Origin of the sequence: Tenacibaculum sp. TC6, assembly GCF_050606265.1 — a bacterium.
GTDB lineage: Bacteria > Bacteroidota > Bacteroidia > Flavobacteriales > Flavobacteriaceae > Polaribacter.
The window spans coordinates 16,100-31,810 of sequence record NZ_JBOCUK010000015.1; the positions used below are offsets into that span (position 1 = coordinate 16,100).

The window sequence follows — 15,711 nt, forward strand, 5'->3', positions numbered from 1 at the left end:
TAGGGTTATACATTTAATTTTATTAATTAACTAATTCAGCTTGATTTCTAAATACTAGTTTATCATCAAAAGCATCTAAAAGAATAATGCTGTCGGTGGTAACTTTACCAGATAGTATTTCTTTTGATAATGCATTTAATACTTCTTTTTGAATTACTCTTTTTACCGGACGCGCTCCAAATTCCGGTTGATATCCTTTCTGTGCTAAATATGTGATTGCTTCATCGGTTGCATCAATAGTAATGTTTTGTTTAGCTACCATTTTTTTAACATTGTTTAATTGTAGCTCTACAATACTTCTAATGTCTTTTTCTGATAGCGGAGTAAACATGATAATATCATCAATTCTATTTAAAAACTCCGGACGTACACTTTGTTTTAATAAACCAAGAACTTCTGTTTTGGCAAGTTCCATAGTAGTGTGAATGTCTTTTTTCATGTTTTCAAATTTCTCCTGAATAATATGACTACCCATATTTGAAGTCATAATTATAATGGTGTTTTTAAAATCTGCAACACGTCCTTTGTTATCTGTTAACCTACCTTCATCTAATACTTGTAGTAAAATGTTAAAGGTATCCGGATGTGCTTTTTCTATCTCATCTAATAACACAACAGAATATGGTTTTCTTCTAACAGCTTCTGTTAACTGACCACCTTCATCATAACCAACATATCCCGGAGGCGCTCCTACTAATCTACTTACCGAGTGACGCTCTTGGTATTCACTCATATCAATACGAGTCATGGCATTTTCATCATCAAACAAATAATCGGCTAAAGCTTTTGCTAATTCTGTTTTACCTACACCGGTAGTTCCTAAGAATAGGAAAGAACCAATAGGTTTACTTGGATTTTGCAATCCTGCTCTTGAACGACGAACCGCATCAGATACCGCCTCAATAGCCTCTTCTTGACCAACCACACGTTTGTGAAGTTCATCTTCTAATCGTAATAATTTTTCACGCTCAGATTGTAACATTTTAGTTACCGGAATCCCAGTCCATTTAGCAACAACTTCGGCAATATCGTCATAAGTAACTTCTTCTTTTATTAAAGATTTTTCTTGTTGACTGGCTAATAAAGTTTGTTGTTGATCTAGCTTTTCCTGAGCTTCTTTAATTTTACCATATCTTAATTCTGCTACCGTACCATAATCCCCATTACGTTCTGCTTTTTCAGCTTCAATTTTATAATTTTCTATATTTGATTTTAATTGCTGAATGGTGTCAACTATATTTTTTTCTGATTGCCATTTAGCATTAATTTCATTACGTTCTTCTTTTAAATTGGCTAAATCGGCATTTAACGATTTTAGTTTAATTTCATCATTTTCACGTTTTATAGCTTCAATTTCTATTTCAAGCTGCATAATTTTACGGTCAAGTACATCTAATTCTTCCGGTTTAGAGTTAATTTCCATACGTAATTTAGAAGCAGCTTCATCCATTAAGTCAATAGCTTTATCTGGTAAAAAACGATTGGTAATATAGCGCTGAGATAATTCAACAGCTCCAATTATGGCCTCATCTTTAATACGAACTTTATGGTGTGTTTCATATTTATCTTTAATACCTCTTAAAATAGAAATGGCACTTTCTGTATCGGGTTCATCAACCATTACTTTTTGAAAACGACGTTCTAAAGCTTTATCTTTTTCAAAGTATTTTTGATATTCATCTAAGGTGGTAGCACCAATAGCTCTTAGTTCACCACGAGCCAAAGCAGGTTTTAAAATGTTAGCAGCATCCATAGCACCTTGTCCGCCACCGGCACCTACTAATGTGTGAATTTCATCAATAAAGAGAACAATATCACCTTCTGATGAGGTTACCTCTTTTACAACAGCTTTTAAACGCTCTTCAAATTCACCTTTATATTTTGCACCGGCAATAAGTGCTCCCATATCTAATGAGAAAATTTGTTTGTTTTTTAGGTTTTCAGGAACATCTCCTCTAATAATTCTATGAGCTAACCCTTCTGCAATAGCCGTTTTTCCGGTTCCCGGTTCTCCAACCAAAATAGGGTTGTTTTTAGTTCTTCTTGATAGAATTTGTAATAAACGTCTTATTTCTTCATCTCTACCAATCACGGGATCTAATTTTCCGTCTTGTGCTAATTGATTAAGGTTTTTAGCATATTTGTTTAAAGAATTGTATGTTTCTTCAGCACTTTGAGAGGTAACTCTGTCACCTTTACGTAATTCTTGTATAGCTGCTGTAAGATTTTTTTCAGTTACACCTTGATCTTTAAGCGCCTGTGCTATTTGACTCTTTGATTTAAAAATGGCTAAAATTAAATGTTCAATAGAAACATATTCATCGTTCATTTTTTTAGCAATAACTGAAGCTTCGGTTAAGGTTTTTGCAGCTTCCCTTGAAAGTGTCAATTCAGCACCGGATACTTTACTAAAACTTTCTAGTTGTTTATCTAAAATTAGTTGAATCATACTAACATTTACATCTAACTTTTTTAGAATAAAAGGTAGTATGTTTTCATCTACTAAAAATAAAGCCTTGAAAATGTGTTCATTTTCAATTTGGTTATGTTGATAACTTTGCGCTAATTGCTGCGCTTGCTGTATCGTTTCTTGGGATTTTATTGTATAATTGTTAAAATTCATAATCGTATATTTTTTATTCAAAACAAGTCAAATTCAATACCAATACTTTAAAAAGCTTAAAAACAGTCAAAATGTCTGTTAAGTGATTGGTTTTAATGACTTTTTGGCGTTTTGAAAGGTTCGAATTCTATTTTCGACAGAATTTACTAAATTAATGTGTGTATGGGAATATTAAAATCACTTTTTGGAAATTCAGATTCATCTAAAAATGAAAAGGTAACGTTTGTTAACTGGATTCCGTTAAGAAGCATAGCAGAATTAGAGAACATAGAAAAACAATCATTTAAAGAGCCGATAGCAATATTTAAACATTCAACACGTTGCGGAATCAGTAGTATGGTAATTCAACGTTTTGAAGGTAGTTTTGATGAAAGCCTTAAAAATTTTAAGGTGTATTATTTAGATTTGTTGAATTATAGAGAGGTCTCTAATGAGGTAGGTTATAAATTTCAAGTGTTGCATCAATCGCCACAATTGTTGGTAATTAAAAATGGAGAAGCGGTTGCGCACGCCTCACATTATGATATTGCAACTATAAATTTGAAAACTTTTTAAATTTAATCCCCGTTTTACTGGTATTATCCTTAAATAGGTCGTATTTTTGCTCACTTCAAAATACATTAAAATTGAGTAAAGAAACAACGACGACTAAGAGAATTGTAGGTAAAGATTTATACGATTATCAAAAGGAAGCGATACACAAAATTTTTAAAAGTTTTGAAAATGCCCCCGAAAATTATCACCTCTTGTTTCAATTGCCAACAGGAGGAGGAAAGACGGTTATTTTCTCTGAGATTACCAGACAATATTTAAAACACTACCAAAAGAAGGTGTTAATAATGACTCACCGTATTGAGCTGTGTAAACAAACGGCTAAAATGTTAGGTGAGTTTGAGGTTGAAAACAAAATTATTGATAGTAAAGCAACGTTAGATGACCAAGACAATTACGGTTGTTTTGTGGCAATGGTTGAAACCTTAAACAATCGTTTGAATGATGATATGCTTGATATTTCTGATGTGGGATTGGTGATTATTGACGAAGCGCATTATAATTCTTTTACAAAGTTATTTAAATTTTTTGATCAGTCTTTTATTTTAGGCGTTACGGCTACTCCGCTAAGTTCAAATATAAAACTACCTATGAAAAACAATTATGATGAGTTAATTGTTGGTGAAAGTATTGGGGTTTTAATAGAAAATGAATTTTTAGCAAAAGCAAATATATATTCGTATAACGTTGGGTTAACTTCGCTTGAAGTAGGAGCCAATGGAGATTATACGGTAAAATCTTCTGAAGATTTATATACAAATTCAGACATGCTTTCTAAGCTTCTTCAATCTTATGAAGAAAGAGCTAAAGGAACTAAAACCTTAATTTTTAATAATGGTATTAATACGTCTCTTCATGTATATGACACTTTTAAAAGGGCAGGGTATCCAATAGCGCATTTAGATAATACCAATACTAAAAAGGAGCGTGATTTTATTCTGAAATGGTTTAATAAAACACCGAATGCGATTATTACTTCTGTAAGTATTTTAACTACCGGATTTGATGAACCGTCGGTGCGATCAATTATTCTAAACAGAGCTACCAAGTCGCTAACATTATATTACCAGATGATTGGTAGAGGATCTCGTATTTTACCCGGAAAATCAGAGTTTAATGTGATTGATTTAGGAAATAACTTCCATCGTTTTGGACCTTGGGGAGCTGATTTAGACTGGCAAAAAATGTTTAGATCTCCAAACTTCTATTTAGACAACTTACTTAGCGATGAAGAAATAGAAAGTTCTTTTAAATATGAATTACCGGAAGAAATAAAAAAAGAGTTTGCTAATTCTGATGATTTATATTTTGATGTAAAAAAGGCTTATGTAGAGACGATTCAGACTGGGCAATCTTCGAAAAAAGTATTAGAAAAATCAATAGAGCATCATGCTAAATTGTGTGTAGAAAATAGTGAAGATGTATTTGATGCGTTAATTTTAGCAAAAAAATTAGGAGGAGATATAGATGATAGAATTTACAGATACTCTAAATGTATTTGTAAAAGCACTCATAATTTTATTGAATGGTTACAGGATGATTACAGGAAAAAGTTAAACACGCATCTCCGTAGTAATTTTGATGAGATTTACGAAGAAATACACGGGCATCCGCCTTTAGATGAATAAAAAAGTGGTTTTTAAAACCACTTTTTAAATTTAAAGTATCCAAGCATTATAAATGCGGTTATGATAATAACTCCCCACATTATAAAATAAGCGCTGTGAAATTTTAGCTCGGGGATGTATTCAAAATTGGTTCCGTATACACTTGTAATAAAGGTTAGCGGAATAAAAATGGTTGAAAAAATAGTAAGTACCTTCATGATATCATTCAACCTGTTGTTAACGTTGATAGAATATACAGCCAGTTGCTCACTTAACATATTTTTATATTGCTCAACAGAATCATAAGCTCTTTTTATTAAATCGATTAAATCATTATAAAAAAGCTGTTCTTCACTATTTATAAGGTGTGTACTTGCATTTTTAAAGAATAAAATAGAATCTTTGGCCGGTCTTATGGCTTTTCTGAAGTAATTTAATTCTATTTTATTACTATTAATTTCTTGTAAAGTATTTTCGTTTGGTTCTAATAAAATTTGGTCTTCTAATTCTTCAACTCTAGTTCCAAAAGTTTCCATTAAAAAAAGATAATTATCTACAATAGAATCAAGCAAAGAGTATTTTAAATAGGCTAATCCAAAACTACGAACTCGTCCTTTTTTATTTCGTATTCTATTACGAATGGGCTCAAACAAATCTCCTTCTTTTTCTTGGAACGTAAGTAAAATGTTTTTGGATAAATACATTGAAACTTGTTCGGCATTCAATTGGTTAGAATCTTTATCTAAACCCAACATTTTCATAATGGTGAAAATATAATTTTCATCAATTTCAACCTTCGGAGTTTGATCTGTATGCGCTATATCTTCCAGTATAAGGGGGTGGATATTAAAATAAGAACCAAAATCGTTAATTAAATCAATGTTATGCAAACCATTAATGTTAATCCAAACATTTTTGTATTTATTTTGATAATTAGCAAGTTCGTTAACCGAGTTTATGGCTATTTCAATAAAGTTATCTTCGTCATAAGCTATTAACTCAATAGAAGCATTTTCTTGTTTTTGTTCTCCAATAAAAATGAGCTTACCGGGGCTTTGTCCGGCAGTTTTTCTCTGCTCAATAATAAAACGTTTTTTCCTAGGAGTTTTAGGCTTACTTTTTTTCATGAAGTGAAGATAATAATATATTGAGTTTAGCTAAAAAGATTAGTTCAGATTTATTTTTATCAGATTTTGAGCCGGCAATTTTATGAGCCGCGTGAATTAAAGCATCAGAAGTTTCTTTGGTGAAAATATGCTTGTTTGCGGTGGCATAATGAGAAAATTGTTCAAAAGCCTCATCGCTTGTTACGTTATCTTTTATAAGATTTCTAAGTGCTTCGTATATAGCTTCTTCGTTGTCAGATAAATTACCCAACTCAGCTGAACTGTTTTTTATAACTTCTATAATGCTGCGTTTTTCTTCAATTACAATTTTTTTATCGGCATTAGCTACTGCATAAAAAAGCAAAGCTATGTTTTCATAAAAAGTAGTATTAAAATATTCTGATTTCATCTTTATTTTTTTAAATGAGCAACTAAATTTACTAAATTTGGTTTAGTAAATCATTGAAAAGAATGAAGGATATATTAATACCGTACGATTTTTCAGAAGTAGCAGAGAATGCGTTGAATTATGTACAGAAATTTTTTGAAGATGTACCTGTAAACATCTTTCTGTTAAGTGTATATGTAAGTACTCCTTCTAAAATGATAGGAGAAAGATATAATGAAGAATGGTTTAATAAAATTGATGATTCAATTGAAGAGGAGTTAAAGAAATTAGTAACTTCATTAAACGAGCAAGATAAAAAGCATAAATACCATGCTGTTATTAAATCAGATTCTATAAATAATGCAATTAAGCAGGTTGTCAACGATAAAAAAATAGATTTAATAGTTACCGGTACTAAAGGAGTACACGGATTGTCTGAAATTTTTATTGGCTCTAACACAATGAGAATGATTAACGCCATTCATAATTGCGCCATTATGGTTGTACCTACAGGTTATAAGTATAAACCATTTCAACAAATTGTTTTTTCAACAAACTATAAAAGAGCGTTTACTGTAGAAGAATTACACGTGTTGTTAGGCATAACTCAACTCAAACAAAGCTTAATAGAAGTGGTAAATTTGGCAGGAGAGGAGTTTCTAACGGAACAACAGCTTAAAAATAAGGCAAAGCTAAAAGAACTTTTAGAGGGATTTGAAGCTACCTATAAAAAATTAGATTGGCAAGATTCGGAGACTTCTACTATAGAAAAGTATATGGAAACTTCTATGCGAGAGTTGTTGGTTTTGATTAATCATAAGAATAACTTTTTTAATAGACTAACAGAGGAAAACGTTATAAAAAAATCAACATTTCATACAAAAACTCCTTTATTGATTTTGCCGGAAGTATAATATATTATCATGGGTAAACTTTAAGGTATTTTATAAAAACTATTTTTAAAACTTTATATAAGCGGTAGCGAAAATACATCTCACTTTGTGAGTAAACTTCAAAATATTATAATGAACACAGACTTATTGCAGATAACATTAACTAATCGTTTTATTTTGTTTGGTATTTTATGTATAGCATTATTTTTAATGATCTATCTAACCAAAAAAATTATCAGATCTTATGTTGTTAAAAACTCTATTGAACCTCATAGAAGAAAATTGATACTGAGTTTGAGTTACTTAATTTATTACACACTTTTTTTTGTATTAACGCTTTTAATTTTTGGCGTTAATTTAAAAGAATTACTTATTTTTCTTTCCTCAATATTGGCGGTTTTAGGTGTGGCTTTTTTTGCGCAATGGTCAATTTTATCTAATTTAACGGCTAGTGTTATTTTATTTTTTTACCATCCGTTACGTATAGGTGATACGATTAAGATTATTGAAAAAGACAATAACTTAGAAGGAAAAGTAAAGAACATAACAGGGCTATATGTTTTATTGGAAATCCCGGAAACAAAAAGGGAAGTAACCATACCAAATACGGTAATTTTGTATAAAACAATTGAATTGATAAAAAAATAATTTTTTTTTTGTTGTATTAAAAAAAAAATTATTTTTGATTTTGTTATAATAAGTTAAATGTTTCGTTTTACTTATTTCGTATACAGTTACTTAAGGGAGATGAATAGCTGTAACGTGTTTAAGAAACACAACGAAAAAATAGAGGTTTCTTCCATATTTACTTTGCTTTGTACTCCACAAAAAGTATTACTTCGTGGTGTGTTGTTACAGCTAAGAGTTTAGTTATATTTTCAATAATTGGTTTATACATAATAAAGACCTACACTACCGTTATATTTAATAGATACATCATATAATTGGATAGTTAAACGCGACTTTCTTATAATTTTATTGAAAAAAATGAATACTAAATACAGAGATTTAATAGAACAAACATTCGATTTTCCACAAGAGGAATTTCACACTATAGACGGAAACTTATTTTTTCACGATATTGACTTACAAGCATTGGTTGAAGAATACGGAACCCCGTTAAAATTTACCTATTTACCAAAAATTTCAGAAAACATAAACAAAGCTAAAAAATGGTTTAATAATGCCATGAAAAAGCTAGAATATAAAGGTAAATACCATTATTCATATTGTACTAAAAGCTCACATTTTAAGTATGTTTTAGATGAAGCGCTTAAAAATGATATTCATATTGAAACCTCTTCTGCTTTTGATATTGATATTGTAAAAGCTCTAAAAGAGGCAGGAAAATTAAGAGACGATGCTTATGTGTTATGTAATGGTTTTAAAAGAGACCAGTATATTGAAAATATTGTAAGTTTAATTGATGGCGGGCATACCAACTGTATTCCTATTATTGATAACTATGAAGAATTAAACCTATTATTAGACGCTACTAAAAATCCGTTTAAAGTAGGAATCAGAATAGCCTCTGAAGAAGAACCTAAATTTGAGTTTTATACAAGTCGTTTAGGGATAGGGTATAAGAATATCGTTTCGTTTTATGAGCGTGAGATAGCTAACAACCCACAGGTAGAATTAAAAATGTTGCACTTTTTTATCAATACAGGAATAAGAGATAATGCTTATTACTGGAACGAATTACTAAAGTGTTTAAATGTATATATTAAGCTAAAAAAAGTTTGTCCAACATTAAACAGTTTAAATATAGGTGGAGGTTTTCCTATTAAAAACTCGTTGGCTTTTGATTTTGACTATCAATACATGGTAGAAGAAATTATTAATCAAATTAAAACTGCTTGTAAAGATGCAGATGTTGATGTACCGGACATTTTTACTGAGTTTGGAAGTTTTACGGTAGGTGAAGCAGGAGGTGCTATCTATGAAGTTTTATATCAGAAAAGACAAAACGATAGAGAAAAATGGAATATGATAAACTCATCGTTCATTACCACCTTACCTGATTCTTGGGCTATTAGTAAGCGCTTTATATTATTGCCTATTAATAAATGGAACAGACAATATGAGCGTGTTTTATTAGGAGGATTAACATGTGATAGTGATGATTACTACAACTCTGAGCAGCATATAAATGCCATTTATATGCCGGTATATGAAAAAGATAAGCCATTGTATATAGGTTTCTTTAATACAGGTGCTTATCAAGAAACTATTGGAGGTTTTGGCGGATTACAACACTGTTTAATACCTAACCCAAAACATGTTTTAATAGATCGAGGTGATAACGGAGAAATTACCACCAGAGTATTTAAAGAACAACAAAAAAGCGAAGAATTATTATCAATTTTAGGATATTAACTATTTAAACCCTTAGAATAAATTTATTTAAAAAAGATGGAAAAAAGAACCTATGCAGGTATCCCTGAGCAATATGCTAAATTAGAAACAGCAAAAGTTGTATTAATTCCTGTGCCTTATGATGGAACCAGTACTTGGCAAAAAGGAGCTGATAAAGGACCGGAAGCATTCTTAGAAGCTTCTGAAAATATGGAATTATACGATATTGAAACGAATAGTGAAGTATATAAAGAAGGAATTTATTTAGCAGATGCAGTAACTGAAAACTCTTCTCCTGAAGCAATGGTTGATGAAGTACATGCTATGACCAAAAAGTATATTAACAGAAAAAAATTTGTTACTATTTTTGGAGGAGAACATTCTGTATCAATAGGAACTATCAGAGCTTTTAATGAGTGCTTTGATAATTTAACAGTATTACACATTGATGCACATGCAGATTTACGTAAAGAATATGAAGGAACTTCTTGTAATCATGCCTGTGCTGTATATGAAGCCAATCAAAATACAAACTTAGTACAAGTAGGTATTAGAAGTATGGATGTAGCTGAAACAAGAGTAATGAATAGAGACAAAATATTTTTTGCTCATGAAATGGCTACTAATGAGTATTGGATGGATGATGTAATAGATCAACTTACAGGTAATGTATTTATTACATTTGATTTAGATGCATTAGACCCGTCTATCATGCCAAGTACAGGAACTCCTGAACCGGGAGGCTTATTTTGGTATGAAACACTAGAATTTTTACGTAAAGTATTTGACCAAAAAAATGTGGTAGGTTTTGATATTGTAGAACTTTGCCCAAATAAAGAAGAAAGATCATCAGACTTTTTAGCAGCGAAACTTTACTATAAAATGTTAAGTTATAAATTTTGTTTAACTGAAGATGATAATTTTGAAGAAGGAGATGATGATAATCATCAATCGGTTTCAAAATTTAAAGATGATTTCGAAGACGAATATTAATAATGGGGTTACAAACTCAAGCCTATCATCTTGAAAAATGGATACCTTTAGGTGTCGTTAGAGATAAAATAAAAGAATACGAGCTCATAAAAAGAGAGCATTCGTTTTTATTATATAGAATTGATGAACAACGTTTTTTTTATGTTAAAGATTACGGAAGTGTAGTTTTTATTAACTGTTCTGAAGATTTAATACATAAGATAATAGGAAATTTATTAGTTACCGGTAATGAAACACTTGATGATTTACCTTATGAAGAGTACGAAATTGTTTTTAAAGATGTGGTAGAGGTTGATTTTGGAGTTATCCAAATTCAAGAGTTAAGTGAAGACATAGCGCATGTAATCATGCTTAACTTAGCACAATCAGTAGCGTTAATGTATTATGTTAACAAAACCTCTGATTTACACGATAAAACGTTAGTATATTCTAAACAACTAGAAAAAACAGGAAGTTTTAAACTGTCTAAAGTTCAAATGAGAAAATTTATTGGTAGAACAATGAATTTGAAAAATGACATAGCAGAAAATCTTTTTGTATTTGATTCACCTGATGTAGCTTGGTATAGCAAAGAATTATCTACCTTAGATTACAAGTTAAAAGATGAATTAGATATTATAAAAAGACATCAAGGTATTCAAAACAGTTTAGGAGTTATAAAAGAAAACTTAGAACTGTTTAATGATATCCTTCAACATAAATATAGTAGCATGTTAGAATGGATTATTATAATTTTGATTCTTTTTGAAGTAGTTCAGGTAATTCTGGAAAAAGTGTTTTAATAAGTAAAGTAAATAAGAAATAAAGAGAAATTAAGTAAAGAAAATGGATAAGCCAATATCAAGTTTTATTGAAAAGTATTTTTTGCATTTTAATGCGGCATCACTTGTTGATGCAGCAAAAGGTTATGAACAACAATTAGAGCAAGGATCTAAAATGTTGGTGTCTTTAGCCGGAGCAATGAGTACTGCTGAGTTAGGAAAAATATTTGCAGAAATGATTCGTCAAGATAAAGTGCATATCATTTCTTGTACCGGAGCTAATTTAGAAGAAGATATTATGAATTTGGTGGCGCACTCTCACTATAAGCGCGTACCTAACTATAGAGATTTAACACCTTCAGACGAGTGGGATTTATTATTAAAGGGATTAAACAGAGTAACCGATACCTGTATTCCTGAAGAAGAAGCTTTTAGAAGGTTACAAAAGCATATTTATAAAATATGGACAGAAGCGGAGGCAGAAGGAGAACGCTATTTTCCGCATGAATTTATGTATAAACTGTTGTTATCAGGAGTTTTAGAAGAGTACTATGAAATAGATTTTAAAGATTCTTGGATGTATGCAGCAGCAGAGAAAAATTTACCAATGGTAGTACCGGGATGGGAAGATTCAACAATGGGGAATATTTTTGCATCGTATGTATTAAAAGGTGAATTACAAGCATCAACTATGAAGTCAGGGATAGAGTACATGACATTCTTGGCAGATTGGTATACTGACAATTCAGAAAACGGAATCGGTTTCTTCCAAATAGGAGGAGGTATAGCCGGAGATTTCCCAATATGTGTAGTACCAATGTTATATCAGGATTTAGAAAGAACTGATACACCATTTTGGAGTTATTTCTGCCAAATATCAGATTCAACAACAAGTTATGGTTCTTATTCAGGTGCCGTGCCTAATGAAAAAATTACTTGGGGAAAATTAGATATTGATACTCCTAAGTTTGTTATTGAAAGTGATGCAACTATCGTTGCTCCGTTAATTTTTGCATATTTATTAAACATGTAATGTATGAAAAGAGTAATTGTTGATTACAATAAACTAACTACTGACATTCTTGATATGTTAGTTGAACGTTATCCTGACGGGTATGACTATAACGATATAATTACATTCCAAAATGCTAAAGGCGAAACCATCAGAGCTGTTGAAGTAAGAACGGATGAAACTATATACTTAGTAAAAATAAGTAGTCAATTAGAAAAAACGATGGAAAGCTATTCAGAAGATGAAGAATCATTTACGAATGATGATTTTGATTTTGAAGCTGATCATGAAGATTCTGACTCGGATAATTATTAAAAAGTCATATGAAAATGAGTTATTATAATGCAGAACAATCTGTAACAACAAACGGAGTTTTTGTAGGTTACATTAATGGATATGCAACATTTCATCTAGATAATGATGATGTAATTGATTTTGAACAGATAGACAAAAAGGTGTTAGAAAAATACAACTTAAAAGACGGAAGTTTTAAAGATCAAAAATTTGAGATAACTTATTCAGAGATAATAGATGATTTAGATGATGAAGATTTTGTTGTATTCAAATTGAACAACTTAAATTTACTATAAAAAATAAAAAATCCATTTCGAAAGAAATGGATTTTTTTTGAACCTGTATTTAAAAAGGTTTATTCAATAGCCGGTAAAATTTTACCGGTACACTCTCCAAAACCAATACGAACACTATCATTCTTAGCATATCCTCTTAATATAACGGTATCATGATCGTTAATAAATTTACGTTCACTTCCGTCGTTCATTTTAATAGGATTTTGACCTCTCCAAGTTAATTCAAGCATAGAACCAAAACTATCTTTAGTAGGGCCGGAAATCGTACCGCTACCCATCATGTCACCGGCATTTATAGGACAACCGTTTACCGTATGATGAGCTAATTGCTGAACCATAGTCCAGTACATATACTTAAAGTTAGAATTAGAAACTACAGTTTCTTCACTATCTTCTGGTTTAATAGCTACTTGTAAGTTAATATCATAACTATCTTTACCTTCTTTTCTTAAGTAAGGTAATGGTTCATACACCTGCTCAGGATTATCTACTCTAAAAGGTTCTAAAGCATCTAAAGTTACTATCCAAGGAGATATAGTAGAGGCAAAGTTTTTACCTAAAAACGGACCTAACGGAACATATTCCCAAGCTTGAATATCACGGGCAGACCAGTCGTTAAATAAAACTAATCCAAAAATATACTCTTCGGCTTCTTCAATAGGAATTCTTTCTCCTAAATCGTTAGCAACAGTGGTAATAAAAGCCATTTCCAATTCAAAATCTAATAATTTTGAAGGACCAAAATTAGGAGTTATTTCACCCTCATTAGGTCTTGATTGACCAATTGGACGACGAATTGGAGTACCTGAAGGAATTATTGAAGAACTTCTTCCGTGATAACCGATAGGAATTTGTAACCAGTTTGGAAATAACGCATTTTCAGGATCTCTGAATAAGCAACCTACATTAGTAGCATGCTCTTTACTGGCATAAAAGTCTGTATAATCACCTACGCTAACCGGTAATTGCATTTCCACTTCATCCATGGTAAAAATTACTTGATCTCTATGTTCAGCGTTATCACGTAAATTGCTGTTTTCGGCATCAAAAATGTCAGCGATTCTGTTACGAACCAAACGCCAGGTTTTTCTACCATCAGCAATAAAATCGTTTAATGTATCTTGTAAGAAAATATCATCAGTTAAAGGAATACCTTCAAAATAACCTAATTGATGCAAAGCGCCTAAGTCAATAGCATAATCACCAATTCTAGTTCCTATAGTAATGATGTCATCTTTAGTTAAGAAAACACCAAAAGGTATATTTTGAATAGGAAAATCAGAGTTTTCGCTTACGGTTAACCAAGATTTTCTATTAGGGTTATTTGCCGTTATTTTCATTTAATTGTTTTGTTTTATTTCTCATCAAACCTACATATTTTTTTCTTTTTACCCTAAAGGAAAGGACAAAAATTGTACAAATGAAATCTTAAAAGATGCTATTTAACGAATAGAGGTAAATATGTGAAAATACTTTTGATACGATATATAATTACTTTTAAAATTAGTACATTTGGCTGCAAAATATAACAACACACAACAATGCAAAGAGATCATCAAATTTTTGACCTTATCGCTGACGAAAAAAAGCGCCAGTTACACGGTTTAGAGTTAATTGCTTCTGAAAATTTTGTAAGTGAGCAAGTAATGGAGGCTCAAGGGTCAGTTTTAACCAATAAATATGCAGAGGGGTACCCCGGAAAAAGATATTACGGAGGGTGTGAGGTAGTTGATATTGTTGAACAAATAGCTATTGACAGAGCAAAAGAGTTATTTGGTGCCGAGTATGTAAACGTTCAACCACATTCAGGAAGTCAGGCTAATACAGCAGTTTTTGCAGCATGTTTACAACCGGGAGACACTATTTTAGGGTTTGATTTATCACATGGTGGGCATTTAACACATGGTTCACCGGTAAACTTTTCAGGAAAATTATACAATCCTGTTTTTTACGGAGTAGATAAAGAAACCGGATTAATTGATTATAATCATTTAGAGCAACAAGCTAATGAGCATAAACCAAAGTTAATTATTGCCGGAGCTTCTGCGTATTCAAGAGATATAGATTTTAAACGTTTTAGAGAAATTGCTGATAGCATTGGTGCTATTTTAATGGCAGATATTTCTCACCCGGCAGGTTTAATTGCTAAAGGTATTTTATCTGATCCGTTACCACACTGTCATATCGTAACTACTACAACACACAAAACCTTACGTGGGCCAAGAGGTGGTATGATTATGATGGGGAAAGATTTTGATAATCCGTTTGGACAAGTATTAAAAAACGGAAACCCAAAAAAGATGTCAACTTTATTAAATGGTTCTGTTTTTCCGGGAAACCAAGGAGGACCTTTAGAGCATGTAATTGCAGCTAAAGCTGTTGCTTTTGGAGAAGCGTTAACGGATGGGTTTTTAGAATACCAAATACAAGTACGTGAGAACGCAAGAGCTATGGCTGCTGCGTTTGTAGCAAAAGGATATCATATCATTTCAGGAGGTACAGACAATCATATGATGTTAATTGACTTACGTAATAAAGATATCACAGGTAAAGATGCTGAAATTGCTTTAGGAAAAGCTGAAATTACGGTAAATAAAAACATGGTTCCTTTTGATACACAATCACCATTTATTACTTCAGGTATTCGTGTAGGAACAGCAGCTGTAACCACTCGTGGTTTAGTAGAAGAAGATATGGTAACTATAGTTGAATTGATAGATGAAGCTATAATGAATGCTACGAACGATGAAGCTTTAGAAGCGATTGGAGAGAAAGTATATGATTTAATGCACCACAGACGATTATTTGTGATGTAATTTATTTTATAA

General features: G+C 31.4%; 15 protein-coding genes. 11 read left to right on the forward strand and 4 right to left on the reverse strand.

Going from position 1 to position 15,711, the window contains the following annotated elements:
* Positions 1-22: 22 nt before the first annotated feature.
* Positions 23-2,623, reverse strand: a complete 2,601-nt coding sequence (clpB, locus tag ACQY1Q_RS09930; RefSeq protein ID WP_431005157.1) for an ATP-dependent chaperone ClpB — start codon at positions 2,621-2,623, stop codon at positions 23-25.
* Positions 2,624-2,785: 162 nt separating this feature from the next.
* On the opposite strand from clpB, the gene ytxJ reads away from it, so the two are divergent.
* A complete protein-coding gene (gene ytxJ, locus ACQY1Q_RS09935) occupies positions 2,786-3,178 on the forward strand; it encodes a bacillithiol system redox-active protein YtxJ (RefSeq protein ID WP_431005158.1) in 393 nt (130 codons plus the stop codon).
* Positions 3,179-3,249: 71 nt separating this feature from the next.
* A complete protein-coding gene (locus ACQY1Q_RS09940; protein WP_431005159.1) occupies positions 3,250-4,803 on the forward strand; it encodes a DEAD/DEAH box helicase in 1,554 nt (517 codons plus the stop codon).
* An 11-nt stretch (positions 4,804-4,814) separates the two neighbouring features.
* Here the strand turns inward: ACQY1Q_RS09940 and corA are convergent, their stop codons facing one another.
* Positions 4,815-5,909 (reverse strand): magnesium/cobalt transporter CorA, encoded by a 1,095-nt coding sequence (gene corA, locus ACQY1Q_RS09945; RefSeq protein WP_431005160.1) that lies wholly within the window; start codon positions 5,907-5,909, stop codon positions 4,815-4,817.
* Positions 5,896-6,297, reverse strand: coding sequence for a hypothetical protein (locus ACQY1Q_RS09950; protein WP_431005161.1), 402 nt, complete (start codon positions 6,295-6,297; stop codon positions 5,896-5,898). The genes corA and ACQY1Q_RS09950 overlap by 14 nt, the downstream gene beginning before the upstream one ends.
* Positions 6,298-6,359: 62 nt before the next feature.
* Here ACQY1Q_RS09950 and ACQY1Q_RS09955 point away from each other — a divergent pair, with 62 nt between their 5' ends.
* The 8 genes from ACQY1Q_RS09955 to ACQY1Q_RS09990 all read left to right on the forward strand — a co-directional run bounded on the left by ACQY1Q_RS09955 (position 6,360) and on the right by ACQY1Q_RS09990 (position 12,883).
* Positions 6,360-7,190, forward strand: coding sequence for a universal stress protein (locus ACQY1Q_RS09955; RefSeq protein ID WP_431005162.1), 831 nt, complete (start codon positions 6,360-6,362; stop codon positions 7,188-7,190).
* A gap of 111 nt (positions 7,191-7,301) precedes the next feature.
* Positions 7,302-7,817: a mechanosensitive ion channel domain-containing protein gene (locus tag ACQY1Q_RS09960; RefSeq protein ID WP_431005163.1), complete on the forward strand. Its 516-nt coding sequence runs from the start codon at positions 7,302-7,304 to the stop codon at positions 7,815-7,817.
* Positions 7,818-8,156: 339 nt separating this feature from the next.
* Positions 8,157-9,548: an arginine decarboxylase gene (locus ACQY1Q_RS09965; protein WP_431005164.1), complete on the forward strand. Its 1,392-nt coding sequence runs from the start codon at positions 8,157-8,159 to the stop codon at positions 9,546-9,548.
* Positions 9,549-9,584: 36 nt separating this feature from the next.
* Positions 9,585-10,520 (forward strand): agmatinase, encoded by a 936-nt coding sequence (speB, locus tag ACQY1Q_RS09970; protein WP_431005165.1) that lies wholly within the window; start codon positions 9,585-9,587, stop codon positions 10,518-10,520.
* A 2-nt stretch (positions 10,521-10,522) separates the two neighbouring features.
* Positions 10,523-11,302 carry an RMD1 family protein gene (locus ACQY1Q_RS09975; RefSeq protein ID WP_431005166.1) on the forward strand — a complete coding sequence of 260 codons (780 nt, stop codon included), beginning with the start codon at positions 10,523-10,525 and terminating at the stop codon, positions 11,300-11,302.
* Between the two features lie 43 nt (positions 11,303-11,345).
* On the forward strand, positions 11,346-12,314 hold the full coding sequence (locus ACQY1Q_RS09980; protein WP_431005167.1) for a deoxyhypusine synthase family protein: 969 nt from the start codon (positions 11,346-11,348) through the stop codon (positions 12,312-12,314).
* A gap of 3 nt (positions 12,315-12,317) precedes the next feature.
* On the forward strand, positions 12,318-12,608 hold the full coding sequence (locus ACQY1Q_RS09985; protein ID WP_431005168.1) for a hypothetical protein: 291 nt from the start codon (positions 12,318-12,320) through the stop codon (positions 12,606-12,608).
* 14 nt (positions 12,609-12,622) lie between these two features.
* Positions 12,623-12,883 carry a hypothetical protein gene (locus tag ACQY1Q_RS09990; RefSeq protein ID WP_431005169.1) on the forward strand — a complete coding sequence of 87 codons (261 nt, stop codon included), beginning with the start codon at positions 12,623-12,625 and terminating at the stop codon, positions 12,881-12,883.
* 59 nt (positions 12,884-12,942) lie between these two features.
* Here the strand turns inward: ACQY1Q_RS09990 and fahA are convergent, their stop codons facing one another.
* Entirely contained in the window at positions 12,943-14,223 is a 1,281-nt protein-coding gene (fahA, locus tag ACQY1Q_RS09995; RefSeq protein WP_431005170.1) for a fumarylacetoacetase, read from the reverse strand.
* 201 nt (positions 14,224-14,424) lie between these two features.
* Here fahA and glyA point away from each other — a divergent pair, with 201 nt between their 5' ends.
* Complete coding sequence (gene glyA, locus ACQY1Q_RS10000) at positions 14,425-15,699, forward strand: serine hydroxymethyltransferase (RefSeq protein WP_431005171.1); 1,275 nt, start codon at positions 14,425-14,427, stop codon at positions 15,697-15,699.
* The last annotated feature ends 12 nt before the right edge of the window (positions 15,700-15,711 follow it).

Excerpts from the sequence above, each read along its gene's own strand:
- clpB (WP_431005157.1), bottom strand. The coding sequence starts at position 2,623 with ATGAATTTTAACAATTATACAATAAAATCCCAAGAAACGATACAGCAA.
- ytxJ (WP_431005158.1), top strand. The coding sequence starts at position 2,786 with ATGGGAATATTAAAATCACTTTTTGGAAATTCAGATTCATCTAAAAAT.
- corA (WP_431005160.1), bottom strand. The coding sequence starts at position 5,909 with ATGAAAAAAAGTAAGCCTAAAACTCCTAGGAAAAAACGTTTTATTATT.
- ACQY1Q_RS09950 (WP_431005161.1), bottom strand. The coding sequence starts at position 6,297 with ATGAAATCAGAATATTTTAATACTACTTTTTATGAAAACATAGCTTTG.
- ACQY1Q_RS09955 (WP_431005162.1), top strand. The coding sequence starts at position 6,360 with ATGAAGGATATATTAATACCGTACGATTTTTCAGAAGTAGCAGAGAAT.
- ACQY1Q_RS09960 (WP_431005163.1), top strand. The coding sequence starts at position 7,302 with ATGAACACAGACTTATTGCAGATAACATTAACTAATCGTTTTATTTTG.
- ACQY1Q_RS09965 (WP_431005164.1), top strand. The coding sequence starts at position 8,157 with ATGAATACTAAATACAGAGATTTAATAGAACAAACATTCGATTTTCCA.
- speB (WP_431005165.1), top strand. The coding sequence starts at position 9,585 with ATGGAAAAAAGAACCTATGCAGGTATCCCTGAGCAATATGCTAAATTA.
- ACQY1Q_RS09975 (WP_431005166.1), top strand. The coding sequence starts at position 10,523 with ATGGGGTTACAAACTCAAGCCTATCATCTTGAAAAATGGATACCTTTA.
- ACQY1Q_RS09980 (WP_431005167.1), top strand. The coding sequence starts at position 11,346 with ATGGATAAGCCAATATCAAGTTTTATTGAAAAGTATTTTTTGCATTTT.
- ACQY1Q_RS09985 (WP_431005168.1), top strand. The coding sequence starts at position 12,318 with ATGAAAAGAGTAATTGTTGATTACAATAAACTAACTACTGACATTCTT.
- ACQY1Q_RS09990 (WP_431005169.1), top strand. The coding sequence starts at position 12,623 with ATGAGTTATTATAATGCAGAACAATCTGTAACAACAAACGGAGTTTTT.
- fahA (WP_431005170.1), bottom strand. The coding sequence starts at position 14,223 with ATGAAAATAACGGCAAATAACCCTAATAGAAAATCTTGGTTAACCGTA.
- glyA (WP_431005171.1), top strand. The coding sequence starts at position 14,425 with ATGCAAAGAGATCATCAAATTTTTGACCTTATCGCTGACGAAAAAAAG.